This is a genomic window from Priestia sp. ABM2_011 (assembly GCF_056158845.1).
In genome coordinates this window covers 3,601,748-3,618,999 of sequence record NZ_JBSWUB010000001.1, presented here as the reverse complement: position 1 = coordinate 3,618,999, position 17,252 = coordinate 3,601,748, and the positions used below count along the sequence as shown (strand labels likewise).

Annotated in this window: 19 protein-coding genes and 1 pseudogene; 10 read left to right on the top strand and 10 right to left on the bottom strand. The window is 35.7% G+C overall.

Annotated features, from left to right (window positions below; translation table 11 throughout):
• Positions 1 to 14: 14 nt before the first annotated feature.
• The 3 genes from ACXAE4_RS19325 (at position 15) to ACXAE4_RS19315 (ending at position 3,769) form a co-directional block, all read left to right on the top strand.
• A complete protein-coding gene (locus ACXAE4_RS19325; RefSeq protein ID WP_098999962.1) occupies positions 15 to 1,421 on the top strand; it encodes a glycoside hydrolase family 1 protein in 1,407 nt (468 codons plus the stop codon).
• Between the two features lie 12 nt (positions 1,422 to 1,433).
• The gene (locus ACXAE4_RS19320; protein WP_221817133.1) at positions 1,434 to 2,762 is read left to right on the top strand and encodes a PTS sugar transporter subunit IIC; all 1,329 of its coding nucleotides are present in this window, start codon (positions 1,434 to 1,436) and stop codon (positions 2,760 to 2,762) included.
• Positions 2,763 to 2,875: 113 nt separating this feature from the next.
• Entirely contained in the window at positions 2,876 to 3,769 is an 894-nt protein-coding gene (locus ACXAE4_RS19315; protein ID WP_289578852.1) for an ROK family protein, read from the top strand.
• Positions 3,770 to 4,969: 1,200 nt separating this feature from the next.
• Here ACXAE4_RS19315 and ACXAE4_RS19310 read toward each other — a convergent pair.
• Positions 4,970 to 5,281, bottom strand: coding sequence for a hypothetical protein (locus tag ACXAE4_RS19310; protein WP_098999958.1), 312 nt, complete (start codon positions 5,279 to 5,281; stop codon positions 4,970 to 4,972).
• 19 nt (positions 5,282 to 5,300) lie between these two features.
• Positions 5,301 to 5,723, bottom strand: coding sequence for an Lrp/AsnC family transcriptional regulator (locus tag ACXAE4_RS19305; RefSeq protein WP_047751251.1), 423 nt, complete (start codon positions 5,721 to 5,723; stop codon positions 5,301 to 5,303).
• A 144-nt stretch (positions 5,724 to 5,867) separates the two neighbouring features.
• Between ACXAE4_RS19305 and ACXAE4_RS19300 the strand changes: the two genes are divergently transcribed.
• Both ACXAE4_RS19300 and ACXAE4_RS19295 read left to right on the top strand, forming a co-directional pair.
• Positions 5,868 to 6,068, top strand: coding sequence for a DUF1272 domain-containing protein (locus tag ACXAE4_RS19300; RefSeq protein ID WP_028413848.1), 201 nt, complete (start codon positions 5,868 to 5,870; stop codon positions 6,066 to 6,068).
• Positions 6,069 to 6,260: pseudogene (locus ACXAE4_RS19295) on the top strand (cysteine hydrolase); the annotation flags it as partial.
• A gap of 113 nt (positions 6,261 to 6,373) precedes the next feature.
• Here ACXAE4_RS19295 and ACXAE4_RS19290 read toward each other — a convergent pair.
• The 3 genes from ACXAE4_RS19290 to ACXAE4_RS19280 form a co-directional block, all read right to left on the bottom strand.
• Entirely contained in the window at positions 6,374 to 6,871 is a 498-nt protein-coding gene (locus ACXAE4_RS19290; RefSeq protein WP_028413847.1) for a DinB family protein, read from the bottom strand.
• Between the two features lie 275 nt (positions 6,872 to 7,146).
• Positions 7,147 to 7,491, bottom strand: a complete 345-nt coding sequence (locus ACXAE4_RS19285; protein ID WP_028413846.1) for a hypothetical protein — start codon at positions 7,489 to 7,491, stop codon at positions 7,147 to 7,149.
• A gap of 547 nt (positions 7,492 to 8,038) precedes the next feature.
• Positions 8,039 to 8,623, bottom strand: a complete 585-nt coding sequence (locus ACXAE4_RS19280) for a hypothetical protein (protein WP_098999957.1) — start codon at positions 8,621 to 8,623, stop codon at positions 8,039 to 8,041.
• Between the two features lie 328 nt (positions 8,624 to 8,951).
• Here ACXAE4_RS19280 and ACXAE4_RS19275 point away from each other — a divergent pair, with 328 nt between their 5' ends.
• Together ACXAE4_RS19275 and ACXAE4_RS19270 are read left to right on the top strand one after the other, a co-directional pair.
• Positions 8,952 to 9,437: an SH3 domain-containing protein gene (locus ACXAE4_RS19275; RefSeq protein WP_154989131.1), complete on the top strand. Its 486-nt coding sequence runs from the start codon at positions 8,952 to 8,954 to the stop codon at positions 9,435 to 9,437.
• A gap of 116 nt (positions 9,438 to 9,553) precedes the next feature.
• On the top strand, positions 9,554 to 9,964 hold the full coding sequence (locus ACXAE4_RS19270) for a hypothetical protein (RefSeq protein WP_051418576.1): 411 nt from the start codon (positions 9,554 to 9,556) through the stop codon (positions 9,962 to 9,964).
• A gap of 163 nt (positions 9,965 to 10,127) precedes the next feature.
• Here ACXAE4_RS19270 and ACXAE4_RS19265 read toward each other — a convergent pair whose 3' ends face one another.
• Together ACXAE4_RS19265 and ACXAE4_RS19260 are read right to left on the bottom strand one after the other, a co-directional pair.
• A complete protein-coding gene (locus ACXAE4_RS19265) occupies positions 10,128 to 10,439 on the bottom strand; it encodes a DMT family transporter (RefSeq protein WP_028413842.1) in 312 nt (103 codons plus the stop codon).
• Positions 10,439 to 10,777: a DMT family transporter gene (locus tag ACXAE4_RS19260; RefSeq protein ID WP_028413841.1), complete on the bottom strand. Its 339-nt coding sequence runs from the start codon at positions 10,775 to 10,777 to the stop codon at positions 10,439 to 10,441. The genes ACXAE4_RS19265 and ACXAE4_RS19260 overlap by 1 nt, the downstream gene beginning before the upstream one ends.
• Before the next feature lie 184 nt (positions 10,778 to 10,961).
• Between ACXAE4_RS19260 and ACXAE4_RS19255 the strand changes: the two genes are divergently transcribed.
• Both ACXAE4_RS19255 and ACXAE4_RS19250 read left to right on the top strand, forming a co-directional pair.
• Positions 10,962 to 11,885: a LysR family transcriptional regulator gene (locus ACXAE4_RS19255; protein WP_475236674.1), complete on the top strand. Its 924-nt coding sequence runs from the start codon at positions 10,962 to 10,964 to the stop codon at positions 11,883 to 11,885.
• 79 nt (positions 11,886 to 11,964) lie between these two features.
• Positions 11,965 to 12,483: a hypothetical protein gene (locus tag ACXAE4_RS19250; RefSeq protein ID WP_098999945.1), complete on the top strand. Its 519-nt coding sequence runs from the start codon at positions 11,965 to 11,967 to the stop codon at positions 12,481 to 12,483.
• Positions 12,484 to 12,564: 81 nt separating this feature from the next.
• Here ACXAE4_RS19250 and ACXAE4_RS19245 read toward each other — a convergent pair whose 3' ends face one another.
• The 3 genes from ACXAE4_RS19245 to ACXAE4_RS19235 all read right to left on the bottom strand — a co-directional run bounded on the left by ACXAE4_RS19245 (position 12,565) and on the right by ACXAE4_RS19235 (position 15,261).
• Positions 12,565 to 12,711 carry a BH0509 family protein gene (locus tag ACXAE4_RS19245; protein ID WP_014460666.1) on the bottom strand — a complete coding sequence of 49 codons (147 nt, stop codon included), beginning with the start codon at positions 12,709 to 12,711 and terminating at the stop codon, positions 12,565 to 12,567.
• A 954-nt stretch (positions 12,712 to 13,665) separates the two neighbouring features.
• Positions 13,666 to 13,866 (bottom strand): cold-shock protein, encoded by a 201-nt coding sequence (locus ACXAE4_RS19240; RefSeq protein ID WP_013056409.1) that lies wholly within the window; start codon positions 13,864 to 13,866, stop codon positions 13,666 to 13,668.
• 750 nt (positions 13,867 to 14,616) lie between these two features.
• Positions 14,617 to 15,261: a glycosyltransferase gene (locus ACXAE4_RS19235; protein ID WP_154989124.1), complete on the bottom strand. Its 645-nt coding sequence runs from the start codon at positions 15,259 to 15,261 to the stop codon at positions 14,617 to 14,619.
• A gap of 355 nt (positions 15,262 to 15,616) precedes the next feature.
• Between ACXAE4_RS19235 and ACXAE4_RS19230 the strand changes: the two genes are divergently transcribed.
• Entirely contained in the window at positions 15,617 to 17,212 is a 1,596-nt protein-coding gene (locus tag ACXAE4_RS19230) for an acetolactate synthase large subunit (protein ID WP_289578853.1), read from the top strand.
• The last annotated feature ends 40 nt before the right edge of the window (positions 17,213 to 17,252 follow it).

The following is a 17,252-nucleotide window of genomic DNA, read 5'->3' as shown; positions in this document are numbered from 1 at the left end:
ACGGGGTGAATGATTTGAAAATGCCAAAAGATTTCTTGTTCGGCGCAGCTTCAGCTTCTTATCAAGTAGAAGGGGCATGGAACAAGGACGGTAAAGGGGTTTCGAACTGGGACGTCTTCTCAAAGATTCCCGGTAAAACATTTGAAGGAACAAACGGTGATGTGGCCATTGATCATTATCACCGATATAAAGAAGACATCGCACTTATGGCAGAGATGGGATTGGAATCGTATCGGTTTTCCATTGCCTGGACACGTATTCTTCCCAACGGTACAGGTGAAGTAAATCAAAAAGGATTGGAATTCTATAATAATGTCATTGATGAATGTTTAAAACACGGAATTGTTCCGTTCGTCACATTGTATCACTGGGACCTTCCTCAAACGCTTGAAGAAGAAGGCGGCTGGCTAAATCCTAAAACAGCCGATGCATTTGTCACGTTTGCTGATGTTTGTTTTAAAGCATTCGGCGATCGAGTACGGAATTGGATTACCTTTAACGAAACGGTTATCTTTTGTTCGTTAGGCTATTTAACCGGTGCTCACCCACCAGGAATTGAAGGGGATGCGAAAGCATACTTTCAGGCGACACATAATGTGTTTGTGGCTCATGCCCGTGCGGTTGAACTTTTCAAACAGTCAAGCTATGAGGGGGAAATTGGCATTACTCATGTTTTTAACCCGGCGTTTAGCATTGATGAAGACGAAGAGAACAAATTTGCAGAAAGACATGCGAATGCATATTCGACACATTGGTATTATGATCCAATTTTGAAAGGAGCTTACCCACAATATGTAATAAAAGAGCTCGAAGCTAAAGGGCTACTCCCGCAAATGACAGAAGAGGAACTGGATTTGCTTCATAGAACGGCACCTATGAATGATTTCATCGGATTAAACTATTACTGCCCACAGCGCGTAATGAAAAACGATTCAGCCCTCGTATTGTCTGGTGGACGTGAGAACTCAACAGGTAAACCTGGAAACCCTTCATTTGACGGTGTATACAAAACAGTCATGATAGAAGAAAAGGTATATACCAAATGGGGATGGGAAATCGCTCCTGATGCTTTTCTAGAAGGGATGCGTATGCTTAAAGAACGCTACGGGGACATCAAAATGTATATCACGGAAAACGGTTTAGGAGATGAAGATCCTATCGTTGGTGAAGAGATTCATGATCAACCTCGAATCGACTATATTGAAAATCATTTAAGCGCTGTCAAAAAAGCTGTCATGGAAGGAATTAACGTCTCAGGATACTTTGCATGGTCTGTCATTGATTTGCTTAGCTGGTTAAATGGTTATAAAAAACAATACGGATTCATTTATGTCGATCACAAAAATAATCTTGCAAGAAAACGAAAGCAGTCATTCTTTTGGTACAAGGATATTATCGCTACACGCGCAGAAGAACTTTAAGGAGGTACCCCTATGGGTCGCTTAGAAAGTGTATTTGAAAAGTTCACCCCGTTCTTCCTTCGATTTGCAAATGCAAAACCAACACTTGCAATTAAGGATGGGTTTATTTTAACAATGCCGATGACAATTATCGGCTCTCTCTTTCTATTAATTCTCGCTGCCCCGATTCCAGGCTGGGAAGAGGCTATGGTAAAATTCTTTGGAGAACAGTGGAACCTTCCACTTACCCAGGTTGTCGGTTCTACATTTGATATTCTGGCTCTTATTGGTGTGTTTGGAATCGCTTATTCATACGTCCGGAACGAAAAAATTGAAGGTACGCCAGCTGGTATTCTAGGTGTAGTTGCCTTCCTTATTATCACTCAGTCCTCTGTCTTGGCAAAAAGCGGAGAAACCGTCACAGGTGTTATTCCCAAAGTTTGGACCGGCGGGCAGGGTGTACTAGCCTCGATTGTAGTTGGTCTATTTGTTGGCTTTGTGTATTCGCAGTTTATTAAGCGTGATATTCGTATTAAAATGCCAGAAGGTGTTCCGCCAGGCGTTGCGAACTCGTTCTCTGCACTAATTCCTGGGTTTGCCATCATTACAGTAGCTGCCATTGTCTTTGGATTATGCCAAGCTTTTGCAAATAAGACATTCACTGAAATTGTTTATAAACTGCTGCAAGTACCCGTGCAAAATTTGACGGACACGCTTACTGGTGCAGTTCTTATCATGGTCTTAATGTCACTTCTTTGGTGGTGTGGAATTCATGGTGCTGCCATTATTATGGGAGTAATGGGACCGCTTCTAACAGCCAATGCTCTACAAAACCAAGCAATATTGGATTCTGGTAAAGAGCTTGTTGTAGGCGAAAATGCTAAAGTTGTAACCATTCAATTCCTGGATGTATTTACGAAACTAGGAGGATCAGGTATTACCATTGGTTTTATTATTGCAGCTCTTATAGTGGCACGGTCATCGCACTTAAAGCAGCTCGGTCGATTATCTTTAGCTCCTGGATTATTCAATATAAACGAGCCAATCATTTTTGGTATGCCAATTGTATTTAACCCAATAATGTTTGTTCCTTTTATTGTTGTTCCTGCAATCGCATCATTTATGGTTTACTTCTCTATCATTTGGGGATGGGTAGAGCCTTTCAATGCACTTCAGGTTCCTTGGACCACACCGCCGGTTATTTCTGGCTTCTTGATTGGCGGCTGGAGAGGGGCTTTATTGCAAATAGTAACCATTGTGATGTCAGTGATGATTTATCTTCCTTTTGTCAGAATGCAAGATAGTATTTCTTACAATGAAGAGCTCGAAGCAAAAAAACAATCAGAAAGTAATATTGCTTGAAACAACTAAATAAAGGATTACCCCCCGTATACTTTTATAGGGGGGTAATTCTTTATTTATGCACTTATAATGAAGTTATAGTCAATATTTTGAAGAAGAAAGTAGGATATACAATGAAATTTGTATTAGCTTGTGATATTGGTGGTACCGATTTAAAAATGGGGAAATTTTCTCTTTCCGGTGATCTTGTTGAATCCGTAAAAATACCTCTAGCCAATAGGAAAGGGCAGACTATTCTTACTCAAATTGAAAGCCGAATGGATTCTGATGTAGTAGGGCTAGCTCTAAGCATACCTGGTTTTATTAATCCTAATACAGGTTTTATTGAAATGGGCGGTGCTATTGAAGATTTTAATGGGTTCAATATCTTTGCATATTTTAAAGAACAATTTCCTGATTTGGCAATAAGTGCAGAAAACGATGCGAATTGTGTAGCTCTAGCAGAAAAATGGAGAGGAAGTGCAAAAGAAGAGACAGACTTTCTTTGTCTAACTATTGGAACAGGAATTGGAGGCGCAATTTATTTGAACGACGCTCTTTATAGAGGGAGACGTAACCGATCTGGTGAGTTTGGACATATGTTCAGTGAACACGTTACGAGTGATATTGCAGAAAATCATAAATTTAACAAAACAGCTACGCTGGCAGTCATTCGTGAAAAATATGCAACGTGTATGAACATACCTTTTCAAAATGTCTCAGGTGAACAAATCTTTGAAGCTTACGACCAAGGGGAAGAAGTGGCATCGCTTCTGGTTAGTGACTTATATAGTGGATTGGCAATGAACATCTTAAACTTATATTATGTGTTTGCTCCTCCTACTTTTTATATTGGGGGAGGGATTACTTCAAGAAAAACATTCATAAACGAATTAAAACAGAGAATCTTAGAAATTGATCCAGCATTCTGTGCTGTTATCAGATCTACTAGTTTTGGAAATCAATCAGGTATGATTGGTGCAGTTTACCATCATATTGCGTCTCGAAAAACGTTGGAGTTAATTTGAGACTAAACATTAGAGCTATGACATGTACAGACCATAATGAAGAGATTTTCATCTAGATAAGGTATAGGTAGAGAATTGAATGGTTTATAGGTTAATATCAACATAAAGATTTAAATAAATAAGCGTAGCTGAAGTAAGCAGCTGCGCTTATTTATTTTTGCAAAGACCGTTCGTTAAAATGCAAAATGAAAATGTCCCTGCATTTATGAAAAAACACTGGAGTAGATAGATAAAGCCTACCTACACATAAAAGAATAATCATTGGTAAAAGGGTTATGTATCTCAAGTATGACTTCTCCGCCTTTATCGTAACATTGTGAACTGATGCTTTCGATTTGCTTGCTATTAAAATAACTAGCGCAATTTACTAATACGGAGATGACAAGTAATAAGGTTAGAATAATGAATAGTATGTCTTTAAATCTTCTTTGAAAAGTTGATTGCAATTTTATGCTCCTCTCTAATTGATAAAACTCTACCATTCGTTATTCTACAGACAGCGTATTATTCCATATGACTAGTGAACAGTAATATGGATGTCAAAAATAGTAGAAGAAGAACATATAGTACAGATATTGTACCTAATTTTAAGACAAGTAGATTCATCATAATAAATAAAACACTGATAGATAAAAAAAGTCTGTACACAAAATCTAGTCTCTTATTAGCAAAAATATATCTCTTAGTGTTTTCTGAAGACTTATATCTTTTATCTATTACGTTTGTGCTAACTACTATAAATGCAAGGATGGACCATGGTATAAAGCTATTTTTACTGATAAGTAAATATACGGAAAACACGGCCAATAAGTAAGGAAATAAACGATGCTGAACATATCTTTGACTCATCTACACACATCACCTTTTCTAAAATTGGTATTTGCATTAGACATCTACTCAATAACTGTTCTCATTTGAATTTGGTTATTCACTTCCAATTCGTTCACTCCTTAGAATAGTTTAGGTTTGAGTATACCATAAAAGGTAATAAAATCCTTTTAATCTATAATATTGATAATTTTAAAATAATTTCAGATGTTTTAGAGAACAATTACAATACAAAAAAGGTAGTGCATGTTGCATTACCTTTTTTTGTACGTTTATTTTTTATATCTATGTAACATCGAATGGATCATGATAAAGAAAAAAACGGGCATGCGGCATAATATTCTGCGCAAATCTTATCTTTCCATGTTAGATTCAACTAACTTCTGCTTCCATGTAACGAAATCCAAAAAACGTGTAATATGTGACACGGTAATTTTTAATTGATTTTTGTTTCACACTATTCCACTGATGTCCATTCGGCTTTGCTTGGTAACTTTGCACCATAAACTTATCAAGTGGTCCAAGTGACCACTTTCGAAAATTTCCTTCGAGTTCTTCTACTTTCTTTTTTTCTTCTGATGAACCTAAAGGGCATGCTTCATTAGCTGTTATTCTTGGTATACCAATAGCTAAAACAATAATAACCCCAACAAGAATGCTCCAACTCAAAATCCGCTTTTTCATATTGGATATTTCTCCCTTTCTATTTTATTGCTTTATAGACAACTGGTGAGGAAAGCTTAATCAATGTAGACGGCTCTCCAAAAGCCATAGATTCATCAATAAATGTTTCCAGAGATTGAACGGAAGTAGTTAAAACTTTTACTAGATAGTTGTATTGACCCGCCAAACGATGACATTCGATAACCTCAGGGTGTTCTTTACAATATTCTACGAATTGCTTGCATTTTGTATTGCTGTATAAAATAAAAGCAGTTACAGGTTTGTTGAAATTTTCAGGGTTAATTATTGCTCTATATCCATCTATTATGTTTTTCTCTTCAAGTTTTTTTACTCTTTCATTAACAGCAGGGGTGGATAAACCAACCAGCTTTCCCAACTGTGTAACGGACAAACGAGCATTCTCTTGTAGATGTAGTAATATATTTTTATCAATTTCATCCATAAAACATACCCCGCTTTAAATTATAAATTAAAATAATGAATTTTCCGTCAATATTAAAGCTATTAATTAGTAATACAATAAAATAGATATGTGAAAATAGAAATTTATACAATACAATTTAATTATATCAAAAGGAGGGATTTAATGGCTTTAGAAATGAGAAATACATGCGAAAAGTGCAATAAGAAACTCCATAATAGCTCTGTTGCTTATATCTGTACACATGAATGTACGTTCTGTGATAAATGTAGTGAAAGTGCGATGTATATTTGTCCTAACTGTGAAGGGGAGCTGGTCAAGAGACCAAGGGGGCAAGAAAATCCGCTAAGTTGCTCATTGATTTAGACACAACACTGTATAGATAGTGCAGTCAGAACAGCTACAATCAATGGGGTGGATGTGACATTAGTGGGTGATGGACATTCAACAACGGACAGTAATGGTTTAAGTGCTAAACAAATCATAAAGCATTATAAGGGAACTTTACATGGTCATTACAACGTTGCACACTTTTCAATTGTCAGAAATACAGAGTAAGACTTGTTTCGTCCGACACATTATTCATAAAGATAAGAGTACACAACTAAAATAAAGCTCTAAAAGTGTTTAATGGACGCTTTTAGAGCTTTGTTTCTGCATTATGTCTCAATCTAAGCAGGAAAGCCTCCCGTTGGCGGTGGCCAGGCTCCGTTTAATCTTCTCATAATGACAATTTCACCGAGATGATAGCTGTTGTGAGAAGCAATATTACGCAGTAATCCCCCTGGGGTTTCACTTGGCCAAGCATCCAGAGGTTCTTCGATTGATAATGTCTCAGCTAAGTGACAAGCTTCGTCAATTCCATCACAAAAATGCTGGATCGTCTTTTCCCATTCTTCCTCATCAACCGGAGCAGGATGTTCAGGCCAGCTTTCACTTACACTTTTCGGTCTCTCAGGGTTTTCTCCTTTAGCAAGAGCAAGTAAAAAGTCTTGCCAATAGCTCATATGCTTCACTAATTGATAAATAGAGTAAGGTAATTCCTTTTGTTTATGTGAAGCAAGTCCCATATTAATGTCGGTTATTGCATTAATTGTTGGAAGATGACCTCTTTCACCTCGCAGTGATTTGATAAGTGCATCGCGAAATGCGGTATTCGTTTGTGTCATGTTTTTTCAGACCTTTCTTTTTCAAAGTATTAAGCTTGTAACAGTCTAACACAAATCAGTTTAAGATATGTACTTCTGTGATTAACGATTTACTATAACAATGCAACTAAAATAAATAGTATCCATCACAATTTTTTGTTTGTAAATCACCTTTATATGACGAAATATGGTTTAATGTAAAATATATGTAAAAAACGCAGCGAATCTTCGATTAAATACAGAACTTTTCCTCTTTTGTAAAAAGCGTATCGTTCGCTACGCTTTTTACAATTCATTTAATCCTCAACGGTTATTTCAACTATATAGAGATTTCCTTGATATGAAATAGAGAAGGAACGAATAATGGTTGTGACAGTTGTGCCTTCTATCTCTTCTCCAGATGGACTGGTAAGCCAATAGCCAATATGCGCCTTGTCGTCCTCTACGTATACTGAAATACTCATAACACATAGGTCTGAAAACAGTATGGTGCGACTTTCAAGCAAAGAATCGTATTCAACTATGTAATAGTCAAGTGTCTCATTAAGTGTGTCGTAGTCTAAAGTATCTTGACTAAGGATTTTATCCAATTCAAGTGCAAGTGGTTTTTCAATACTAATATTTATTTGTTCTGTGCGCATATAAACCGCTCCTTAAAAAGAGTATCGACAAGTATAAATTCCTCCATTTCGCTCAACGGAAAAGAAAATCACCCAGTTTTCGTTAAAGGAACGAGGGTTCATTTGTCAATTAGCGCATCAATATTTGGAAACCCATGAGTTAACGGCAGAAGACATTAAACACATCTTAGAGATTTAAATTGAATTAATCTATGTTCTAAATAAACTATTTAAAATAAAATCAGCAGCTAAATAATCACAAATTTTTTTACCTTATATTGTATAGATTATAAAATAAAGTTATATTTTGACGTGAGTGAGGTGTCCTATGATCTTTCTAAGTCTTACCTTCCCGTTGTTCCTGGGTTTGCTGTATATTGCATTTGCTACGTTTTTGAAGAAACTACATAATAAAGAAAATACAACGGGTGTTATCGTATACGGAGCAATTATTTCCGTTATTTTAGGTAGTTATGTTATCATGTTGTTTACCTAAAATTAAATAAAATATATGTGCGTTTCATATAAAAAGCCGCTATCTCAAGTATAGAGTTAGTGGCTTTTTTAATTATTTATATGCCGATTTAATTGTATCTAAATAAAAATAATCAGCATCTGCCTCATCTTGAACAACCATTAATTGATAGAGATGGTCAGGCTTATCTGGAATATTAAAAACAATGTTTAAATCAAGTGGTTTGTCTTCTAGTTTCATGTTTGGATAATTTGTTGTAAGAAGCGTATATCCCTCTTTTGTATAAGCCTCTCTAGTAGCTGGTTCATAGGTCTTACTGTCTGTTACGTCTTCTAATGTAAAGTGAAGGTCTTTTAGCGATACAGAATTTCCTTCTTCAAACGTATTTTCTAAACGTACAGATACATTCATAAATGTTGAAGTTCCGTTAATGCTATCGATATCATCCACGTAAGATGCGCTGTTGGTTGAAATATAGTATTTATGGTGTTTAGATTTTTCATGATAAGATAGGCTGCCTTCTGCCGGTCTAACGTTTGTTGCGTGCTCAAGGCTAGCGGTATGTTTTGGGGCAGGTGCTTCTACGGTTACTTCGTTTTCTTTTTTTCCACTTTCGCAAGCAGCAAGGCCAGAGACTAAAACGGCACACATGATGCTTGTTTTTGTTATTTTATTCATTATACTCCTCCAAGATAGATGATAGTGTTTATGTTACATGGAATATATATGGGAATCAAGGAAAAATGTGAAAGATAGTTACAGGGATAAGGAGTTTAAATGTTCTAGGATGCTTCCAATTTGGAGAAAAAAGAAAAAATGGTAAAAAAGAAAAAAGGAGAGTGCAGAAGTTGGGGGGAAGGTAAGAAAAGCTGATTCATCTTTACCGATGAACAGTCTTTTTTTGCAACCAGTCTGATGTTATGGGAGACGTCCCTTATAGTATGAAGTAAGACTCAACAGGTAACACATAATGTTTCAATTGGTTATAAAAAGGATGGTGTTCAGGATGAAAAAACGAATAAAGATGTTAATTTCTATTGGAATTGCAGCGTCTTTGATTATTATTTTGTCTCAATCGAAAGTGCATGCTAGTACTCTGATTGGTACGGTTCAGGTTAAAGCTCATTCGTTATATCTTCGAGCAGGAAATAGTTTTAATGCAAAAGTAGTTCGTACGTTACATAAAGGCAAGCATTATAATGTGTACGCGAAGAAAAATGGCATGTACAACCTTGGACAAAACCGATGGGTAACGGCAAGTGCAACTTATGTTAGCTCAAATGGCAGCGTTTCATCTCACAATACAGCTCCATCGCCAACATCAGTAAAAGAGCCGGCACTTTCGAAAAATGCAAATGGAATTATATCATATGCTAAATGTTTCTTAGGGATGCGATATATCTGGGCATCTGCAAATCCTCTTTATATGTTCAGAGGGAATATAGTGAAATTCAGAAGTGACGGTACCTTTATATTTTTCGTAATAAACTAATCGAATGTCCATAAAACCAACCTTTCGTAGGGTAAAGCACAAATAAACTATCTGGAAGAAGTAAAACTATTATATAGTTGATGATAACAACAATAAACACCAAATGAGGTGATACGATGAAAAAAGAAGAAAAAGTGGAGGCAGAAGAAGTATTGTGCCGGTTGTTTAAAGGTGGAAAAATTAAGCACGTTGGAGATGGAATACGTTCTGATTATTTTAGACTCAAAATACAAGCTGCTGATGGTCAACCACTTGTTATTACTGCGGAAAACAAGTGGACTGTTTCACCTATACGTTCCTTTTTTTCACTTATTGCCAAACAAGAGGAAATCACAGACATATTCTTAGGGGAACAAGAACCTCATTTAACGTTACAGTTTACAAGCGGTGTGCTATTAACAATCTTTGGAGTAGATAACCTCTATGAAAGTTGGCAAGCCGGTACAGATTCACAAGATTGGTTAGTAGTTGCATGTCCAGGTGGAGATGTGGCAGTTTGGTCTCCAGAGAATGAAGAAAATATATAACAGTAGGGGGTGTCGGCAATGAGCAATATATACGAACAATTAGATGAATTGCAGGAACAGCTACAACATTATGCTCTTAATAGAATTGAAGAGTATTATTACACCAGATGTTGTGAAGTAGCCGGAACCGAGGTTACTTAAGGGCCTTATTTATCTTATTTTATTAGAAAGCTTTCAGTATAATAACCCCTGTAATAATAAGAGTAACGGAGATAATCTTTCTTTTGTTTTTTGATTCTTTAAATATATAAATACCTAACAGCGTTGTACTAGCAATCGTTAGCCCTGCCCATATAGCAAAAACGATGCCCATTTCAAAATAGTGTGTCGTTAGAGAAATAAAATAAATACAGGCAATGAACAGCAAGAATGCGCCTATCGTGGGAACAGTTTGTCTAAAGCCTTTAGATAGTTTTACACACATTTGCCCTGCAATGCCTAAAACTAAGCCAATCGTTAAAAATACGTATCCCATTACGCTGCCCTTCTTTCTTTAGAACTTCCTTTAATGTTAAGAGAAACTGCACCAATTACAATAAGAGAAACTCCTAAGATTTTAGATAAGGAAATAGTTTCATTTAAAAAAATAATACCTGTGACAACAACAAGTACGGTTGCGCCTCCTGCATATAAAGCACTTGCTACTCCTACTTCACCTTTAGCGTTAAGGAGCATATAAGCAGCAATCGAAGAACAATAAAATAGTATGGCAAAAACAGTCGGAACAAAGTTTGTGAATCCATTTGTAAGATTAAGAAAAAATACTGCGATTACCTCCAAGATGATGGCAAGAAACAATAGTAAATAAAACAATCAGATTTCCTCCTTTTAGTCACCTCATTTTAAGAACTTTACGTAATGGCTACTAAATAATTGCAGTAACAATTGGATGTCATTATTTTATCTAGAGCTTGATATCTTGTAAAATAATGATAAATGATTGTAGATATCACTATTGTTAATACCTAAATGAATGTAAGTGGAAAGGAGGATGTTTATGGAAGTAGAAGATATACGTATATTTATGGCTGTGGCAGAATACGGCAGTGTAAGCCTTGCTGCTGATAAGCTAGGTTATGTCCAACCAAATGTAACAGCACGTATTCGATCTCTTGAACGAAAAATTGGACACCCATTGTTTCATCGTCACAGACGCGGAATGACATTAAATGTAGAAGGTCGAAAACTTTTAACGTACGGAGAACAAATGATGAGGCTAATGGATGAAATACAGAAAGCATTTCAAGATGAGCGTAACCTTGTTGGATCATTATGTATTGGATTAGTTGAAACGGTAGTAGGGTTTCCTGAAATCATTTCTTCCTATCATAATAAGCACAAAAATGTGGATATTTCTCTAGTATCAGGAGTAAGTACACAATTAATAGAGAAAGTTCTTAAGTTCCAGCTAGACGGGGCATTTGTAGCAGAACCAGTAAATGTGTCAACGCTTGATCAAATTCCGGCTTTTGATGAAGAAATTGTACTTGTATGCAGTGCAAATGAAAAAGGTAAGAAGCAGATTCAGTCTGCCAGAGAGTTACTGCACCTACCATTCATTTTATTTAATGAAGGCTGCCAATATAGAGAAAGACTAAAGCAATGGTTAAAAGAAGAACAGATCGTATCCCTGAAAATTATGGAATTTGCTACACTCGAAACGATTATGGGGACAGTAGTTTCTGGTCTTGGTGTGACACTTATAGCCCGGTCATTAGCGGAGAGATATGAGAGGGAAGGGTTAGTACAACTCTTTTCAATACCTGAGCCTTATAGAAACCTTAGGATTGTATATGTTCGTCGTTCCGACTCCTATCTAGGAGTAACTGAGCGTGAATTTATAAAGACAATCAGCGAAGTAAGAGAAGGAAAAAAGCAGAAACAAACAGACTGTGTTTTCATAAAGAGCTTTTTAATGTAGCTTATGTTTAGTATGAATATGCCAGGTATTAATTTGAGCAGTAAAAGTGAGCTTTAGCTGCAAATAAAAGGAGAAAAGCATGAGAAAAGCAACTATATCAAAATTAGACAAATTAGTGGGCTTAAATGTAAGATGCGCGGGGAGAGCCTCAAATTTGTTTTGGCTAGGATTTGGAGAAAAGATTTTAGTAACCAGAAGGGGGAAAACGGAAGAAGTAGCTGAATACGCTTTACATATTCAATGTTCATGGCGTATTGTCAAAGGTAATAAAATTGTAGTAGCCTCACGGGATTTCTATTCTCCAAGAACAGGATTGGATGATGAAAATGAGTACTTTGAATGGGATGTCCAAGGAAATAATCGATTCGATGAACGAATTGAATTTTTTGTAGAAGGTATAAACGAACACACGATTGTTGAAAGAGTTGACTCGGATGAAGTAGGAGGGCTAAAGATCTTTTTATCTCAAGGTTATTTAGTGGAGGGATTTCCGGATACGTCAGAAGACGATGAGTATAGTGAGTTCTGGAGACTTTTCAACCGAAAGGAAGACAGCCCTCACTTTGTTGTCACAGGAAAAGGTATTGAAAACGAGTAATCGTATAATTAAAGAAACGAAAAAAGCACAAACCCGTTGGAACCAAACGTTTTTGTGCTTTTTTCTTATTTTATAGTTGAGTTACATATAATCATAAGCGGAATCATCAAAATAGAGCCAGTGATAATATTCAACCTGCGGATCTGTCATTTTTAAAACTTCTTCTTCATTGAATTTTTTATACTCAACTAATTTCTGTACTTTAGAATTTCTTTCCACTTGGCTCATTTTAAATCCTCCTTATAGTTTGAAAAGTAACAATGTATTTAAATTTAGAAAGCGTTTTCTTTTTTTCTTATTTTTATTATATATCTCAATATGAGATTAAAACAATATCAATTATAGATGATTTTTCAAAAAACAATATAGAAATGGTATTATGGCGTCGGATTGGGACAACAAGGCTTCTGCAATCGAAATTAAATAATAGGTGATTGGCAACGGCCAGGCTAAAATTTTTTTGTTCGTATCGTTGCTTAATCCCTAAAAAACATTATGATAACTGGCTCTATAAACTAGAAACAAAGCTAACTGTGTTAAGCTAGCTTTGTATTTTTTTATGCTGTTTTCCAGAGCGGTTAATCTTCAACCGTCGTTCACTTTGTTATAAAAACTCTTTAACAATTTCATCATGTTACGCCCCGAGGTTTTTGACATTTGATGACGATCTTCATCATCACGTGTACTCAGGTACCAGCTTCCCTTGTCATCTTCATTTAATCTATATACCTTATTGGTTCTACTATCTGTATAAAAGTTTCCATCCTTCAGCCTCAAATAATCGCCCCTCTACCAAGTGTCTATCCTGTATTATGCCCAAGATATCAATTTTATGAAAAATTTTATATACACAAAAACAGCAGGTTTCTTAATACGCTTATTATTTTGTATGTAATTTACACAGGTGCAAAAAAGGATAAGGGCTATGAGTGAGAAAATATTTAGTAATGGAGAAATAGTAACTATAAGAGTATCGAATGAATCAGTAACAATCTTAAAAAATCATTATGTAAAAAACATGAAAAGATACTCTTATACAGTCGACAAATATCCAAGTACCTTTTTCTTTGAAGAAGAATTAAAAAAACATGAACTATAATTATTAATGAATAAGTTTTGATATAAAAATCTTTTTAAATAAAAGCAGACTCTGAAAATAGAGTCTGCTTTTTAGTATGGTTTTTATGCTTTATTTACGTTTGTCGCTTGTGGTCCGCGTTGCCCCTGTTCGATATCAAAAGTCACTTCTTGACCTTCATCCAAGGATTTAAAGCCTTCACCTTGAATAGCTGAGAAGTGAACAAATACATCTTCTCCACCTTCACGCTCGATAAATCCAAAACCTTTGTCAGCATTAAACCATTTCACTTTACCGTGTTCCATTTTTTGTTGCCTCCTAGAATGTAGAAAATAAACCAGATTATCGTTAAATCTAGCTTATTTATTATATTATCCCAATAGAGACATCTTAAACTTAAATTAATGTGATCTTTCTAACTTTCTTTATCAATACTCACTTCACTAAAAAGGTGATTGGGGTATGACGATCTACATCATAATGAGGTTCATATGCAAAAACCTCAAAATATTTATAAGTGATCTTCTAAACATCGAAATGATAGAAGTCAAAGATCAACCAATGCCCACATACTCCTTACGGGCATTTTATTCATAAATATGAACTAAATTAGATGAGAGAGCACACGGGGACCCGTCTGCCCAAAAGAAAGGGAAGTTCATTCAAAATCTTTTTGAATAGTGGTGTAAAAATAGATTCTATTAGATAAGAATCTATGTACCTTTTCATATAAACCCAACCTTCGCATGAAGCATCCTTAAACTTGTTTACAAATAAAAAATGACGCCGTTGGAGGCGCCATTTTTTATAGAATAGAGAAGGACACGCCCTATGCACGGGCGGTACTCTTAACACATCGTCTTGATTTGATAATACCCAGTGTTTAAATTTAATAAACCTTTTTTTGGTATGACGATTTATGCAGAATATCTACATGTACCTTTTTAGTGAACATAAGGTCTCCTAGAGGCATCAATCAAAAGAGTTCTTACAGGTGCAGTTTCTTATGAAGGAATTTCAAATAATCTCCAGCGTTCTACCGGAGATTATTAAGATTATTTATTAAATTTCTCTGGAAACTGTTTCACAACTCCCGCAGATATAGTATCTGCCATTAAGATGATATGTGAGATTCCTTCATCAATTGCAACGATTCTTGCTTCCCAATCTTTTTCTAAGCTTGCAGATAAATCATTTGTCACCAATTTTAGATGCATATACAGTAATTTTTTTAAGTCTTCATTTTTTAAATAAGGGTTAGCCTGGCTAAGGAACGCTGCTATATCATCAGCATTTCGATACCATTCTTTGTTTAATTGATTCACCAAGGCTTTCTTTCCCGTTTTAGCTGCATCTACAATTTTGCCAGCAATCACAATATGTTCCTTAAGCAAAGCCGTAAGTTTGTTCCCAGCTTTTTCTCCGTATATCGGCTTCACAGCATTCCCGATATCTTCCTGATTTTTTAATAACCTTGCCAACACCTGTTTTTGGTCTTCTGATCCTGCTGTTGTTGCACTTGTAATATAATTACTTGTCCACAATACATGATCCATCCAAAGTCTTCTGAATTCATTTTCAAACGTTACCTGAGATTGACTAACACGATGTTCTGGTGCTTCAGCACGAGCACTACTTGGTTCAACCAGCATGTTTAGCGAAAATAACACAATAAATCCTACCCATAATAATCTTTTCATAAAAGCCGCTCCTTCCAATTTATACGAGTATTCGGCTTATTATTTGTATATGGGATTTTTTACATTCCTTAAAATGTTACTTTCTCATAATAATTCTTTATAGAGTATTGTCACACTCCCAATCAGTTCACACGGATGAAAGGTTGACTCATCCAATTATTTATACATTATCTAAAAAATGTATTTAACATAAGAACCTAATGGTAACACTATAAATAATAGTTAGTGAGTATGATTTCATTCCATACATTTAGGGTTTCGGTTAGTTAAAACGAGAAAAGACGAGATAAGAATTAATGAGCTATTTCTTTCACATAAGCTTGTCAGAATACTATCTAAAGAGAGGTCGAACAATATGAAAGTGACGGATACACTTGTTCAATGTTTAGAAAATGAGGGAGTTGAATATATTTTCGGAATACCTGGTAAAGAGACGTTGGATTTTATTGATTCTTTATCCAACTCTAAACAGATTCAATTCGTGAATGTGCGGCATGAACAAGGAGCTGCTTTCATGGCAGATGTATACGGAAGGTTAACAAACAAAGTAGGGGTATGTTTATCAACATTAGGACCAGGAGCTACTAATTTATTGACAGGAATATCTAGTGCAAAGCTAGACCACTCTCCTGTTGTAGCATTAACGGGACAGGCTGCTTTGGGGAGACAACATAAAGAGTCACATCAATATATGGACATTATTAAAATGGTAGAACCAGCAACGAAGTGGCGTGTTCAAATAAAAGATGCACAAACGCTTCCTGAGATTATTCGAAAAGCATTTAAAATTGCACAAATGGAAAAGCCAGGACCCATAGTAGTAGAATTGCCAGAAGACTTAGCAACTCAAATCGTTCCCATCAAACCTATTTCACCTACATCTATACCCGTAAGTATACCTATCATGGAGTCAATTCAGGCTGCCAATACTCTTATTAGGCAGTATGAGAGACCTTTTGTTATTATCGGTAACGGCGTTGTTAGACAGGAAGCCGTGGATGAGCTTCAACTATTTATTGAACGTCTTCAATCACCGGTTACCCATAGTTATATGGCTAAAGGTGTGTTATCTAAAGATCATCCACAAAATTTCTTTACGTTTGGATTTGATGAGAAAGATGAAGTGCTCGCAGGCTTAAAGGAAGCTGATCTGCTTATTGTAATTGGGTTTGATTTTGTCGAGAAGTTACCCAAAGAATGGAATGCGAAAAAAACACCCATTTTACATATAGATACTTTACCGGCAGAAATAGATGAATATTATCCTGTAGAAGTCGAATTGGTTGGAGATATAAAGCAAACTTTACGCGTATTCAATCAGCTGGATATCCCTTCTAAACCGTGGATACCCTCTGGCAATCTTCAGAAACAAATTAAGCAATCCTATCATATTGAAAAGAAAGAGATAGATACTAATTTACTACCTTTAACAATTGAGAATATCTTGCACAGTATTGACAAGCTCTCTTCAGAGGAAACAATTGTGATTTCAGATGTAGGAGCTCATAAAGTATCTATAGCCCGAACTTATCAACCCAAAAACGCTAACAAGTTCATTATATCAAATGGTTTAGCTTCCATGGGTATTGCTTTACCAGGCTCAATTGGAGCTAAACTAGCCTGCCCTAATGATCCAGTTATTTGTATTACTGGAGATGGAGGAGCTTTAATGAATTTTGCAGAAATAGAGACGGCAAAGCGCTTAGGGCTTTCATTCATCATTATTGTTTTAAACGACTCTACATTAAAAATAGAGCAGGAAATGATGAACAAAAAGTTTGGTAAGAGCTATGGAGTAACTTTTACAAACCCAGATTTTGTTCAATTGGCAGCTAGCTTTGGAATTAAAGGAGAACGGGCAAATAGTTTAGCCGAATTTGAAAATATAATGAAAAGCGCCTTAAAAAATTCAGATGAGATTGTCCTAATTGACGTTTTTCTAAAAGGCTAATTGCGATTTCTCCATTATTTTAACGAGTTATCTCTGTTAA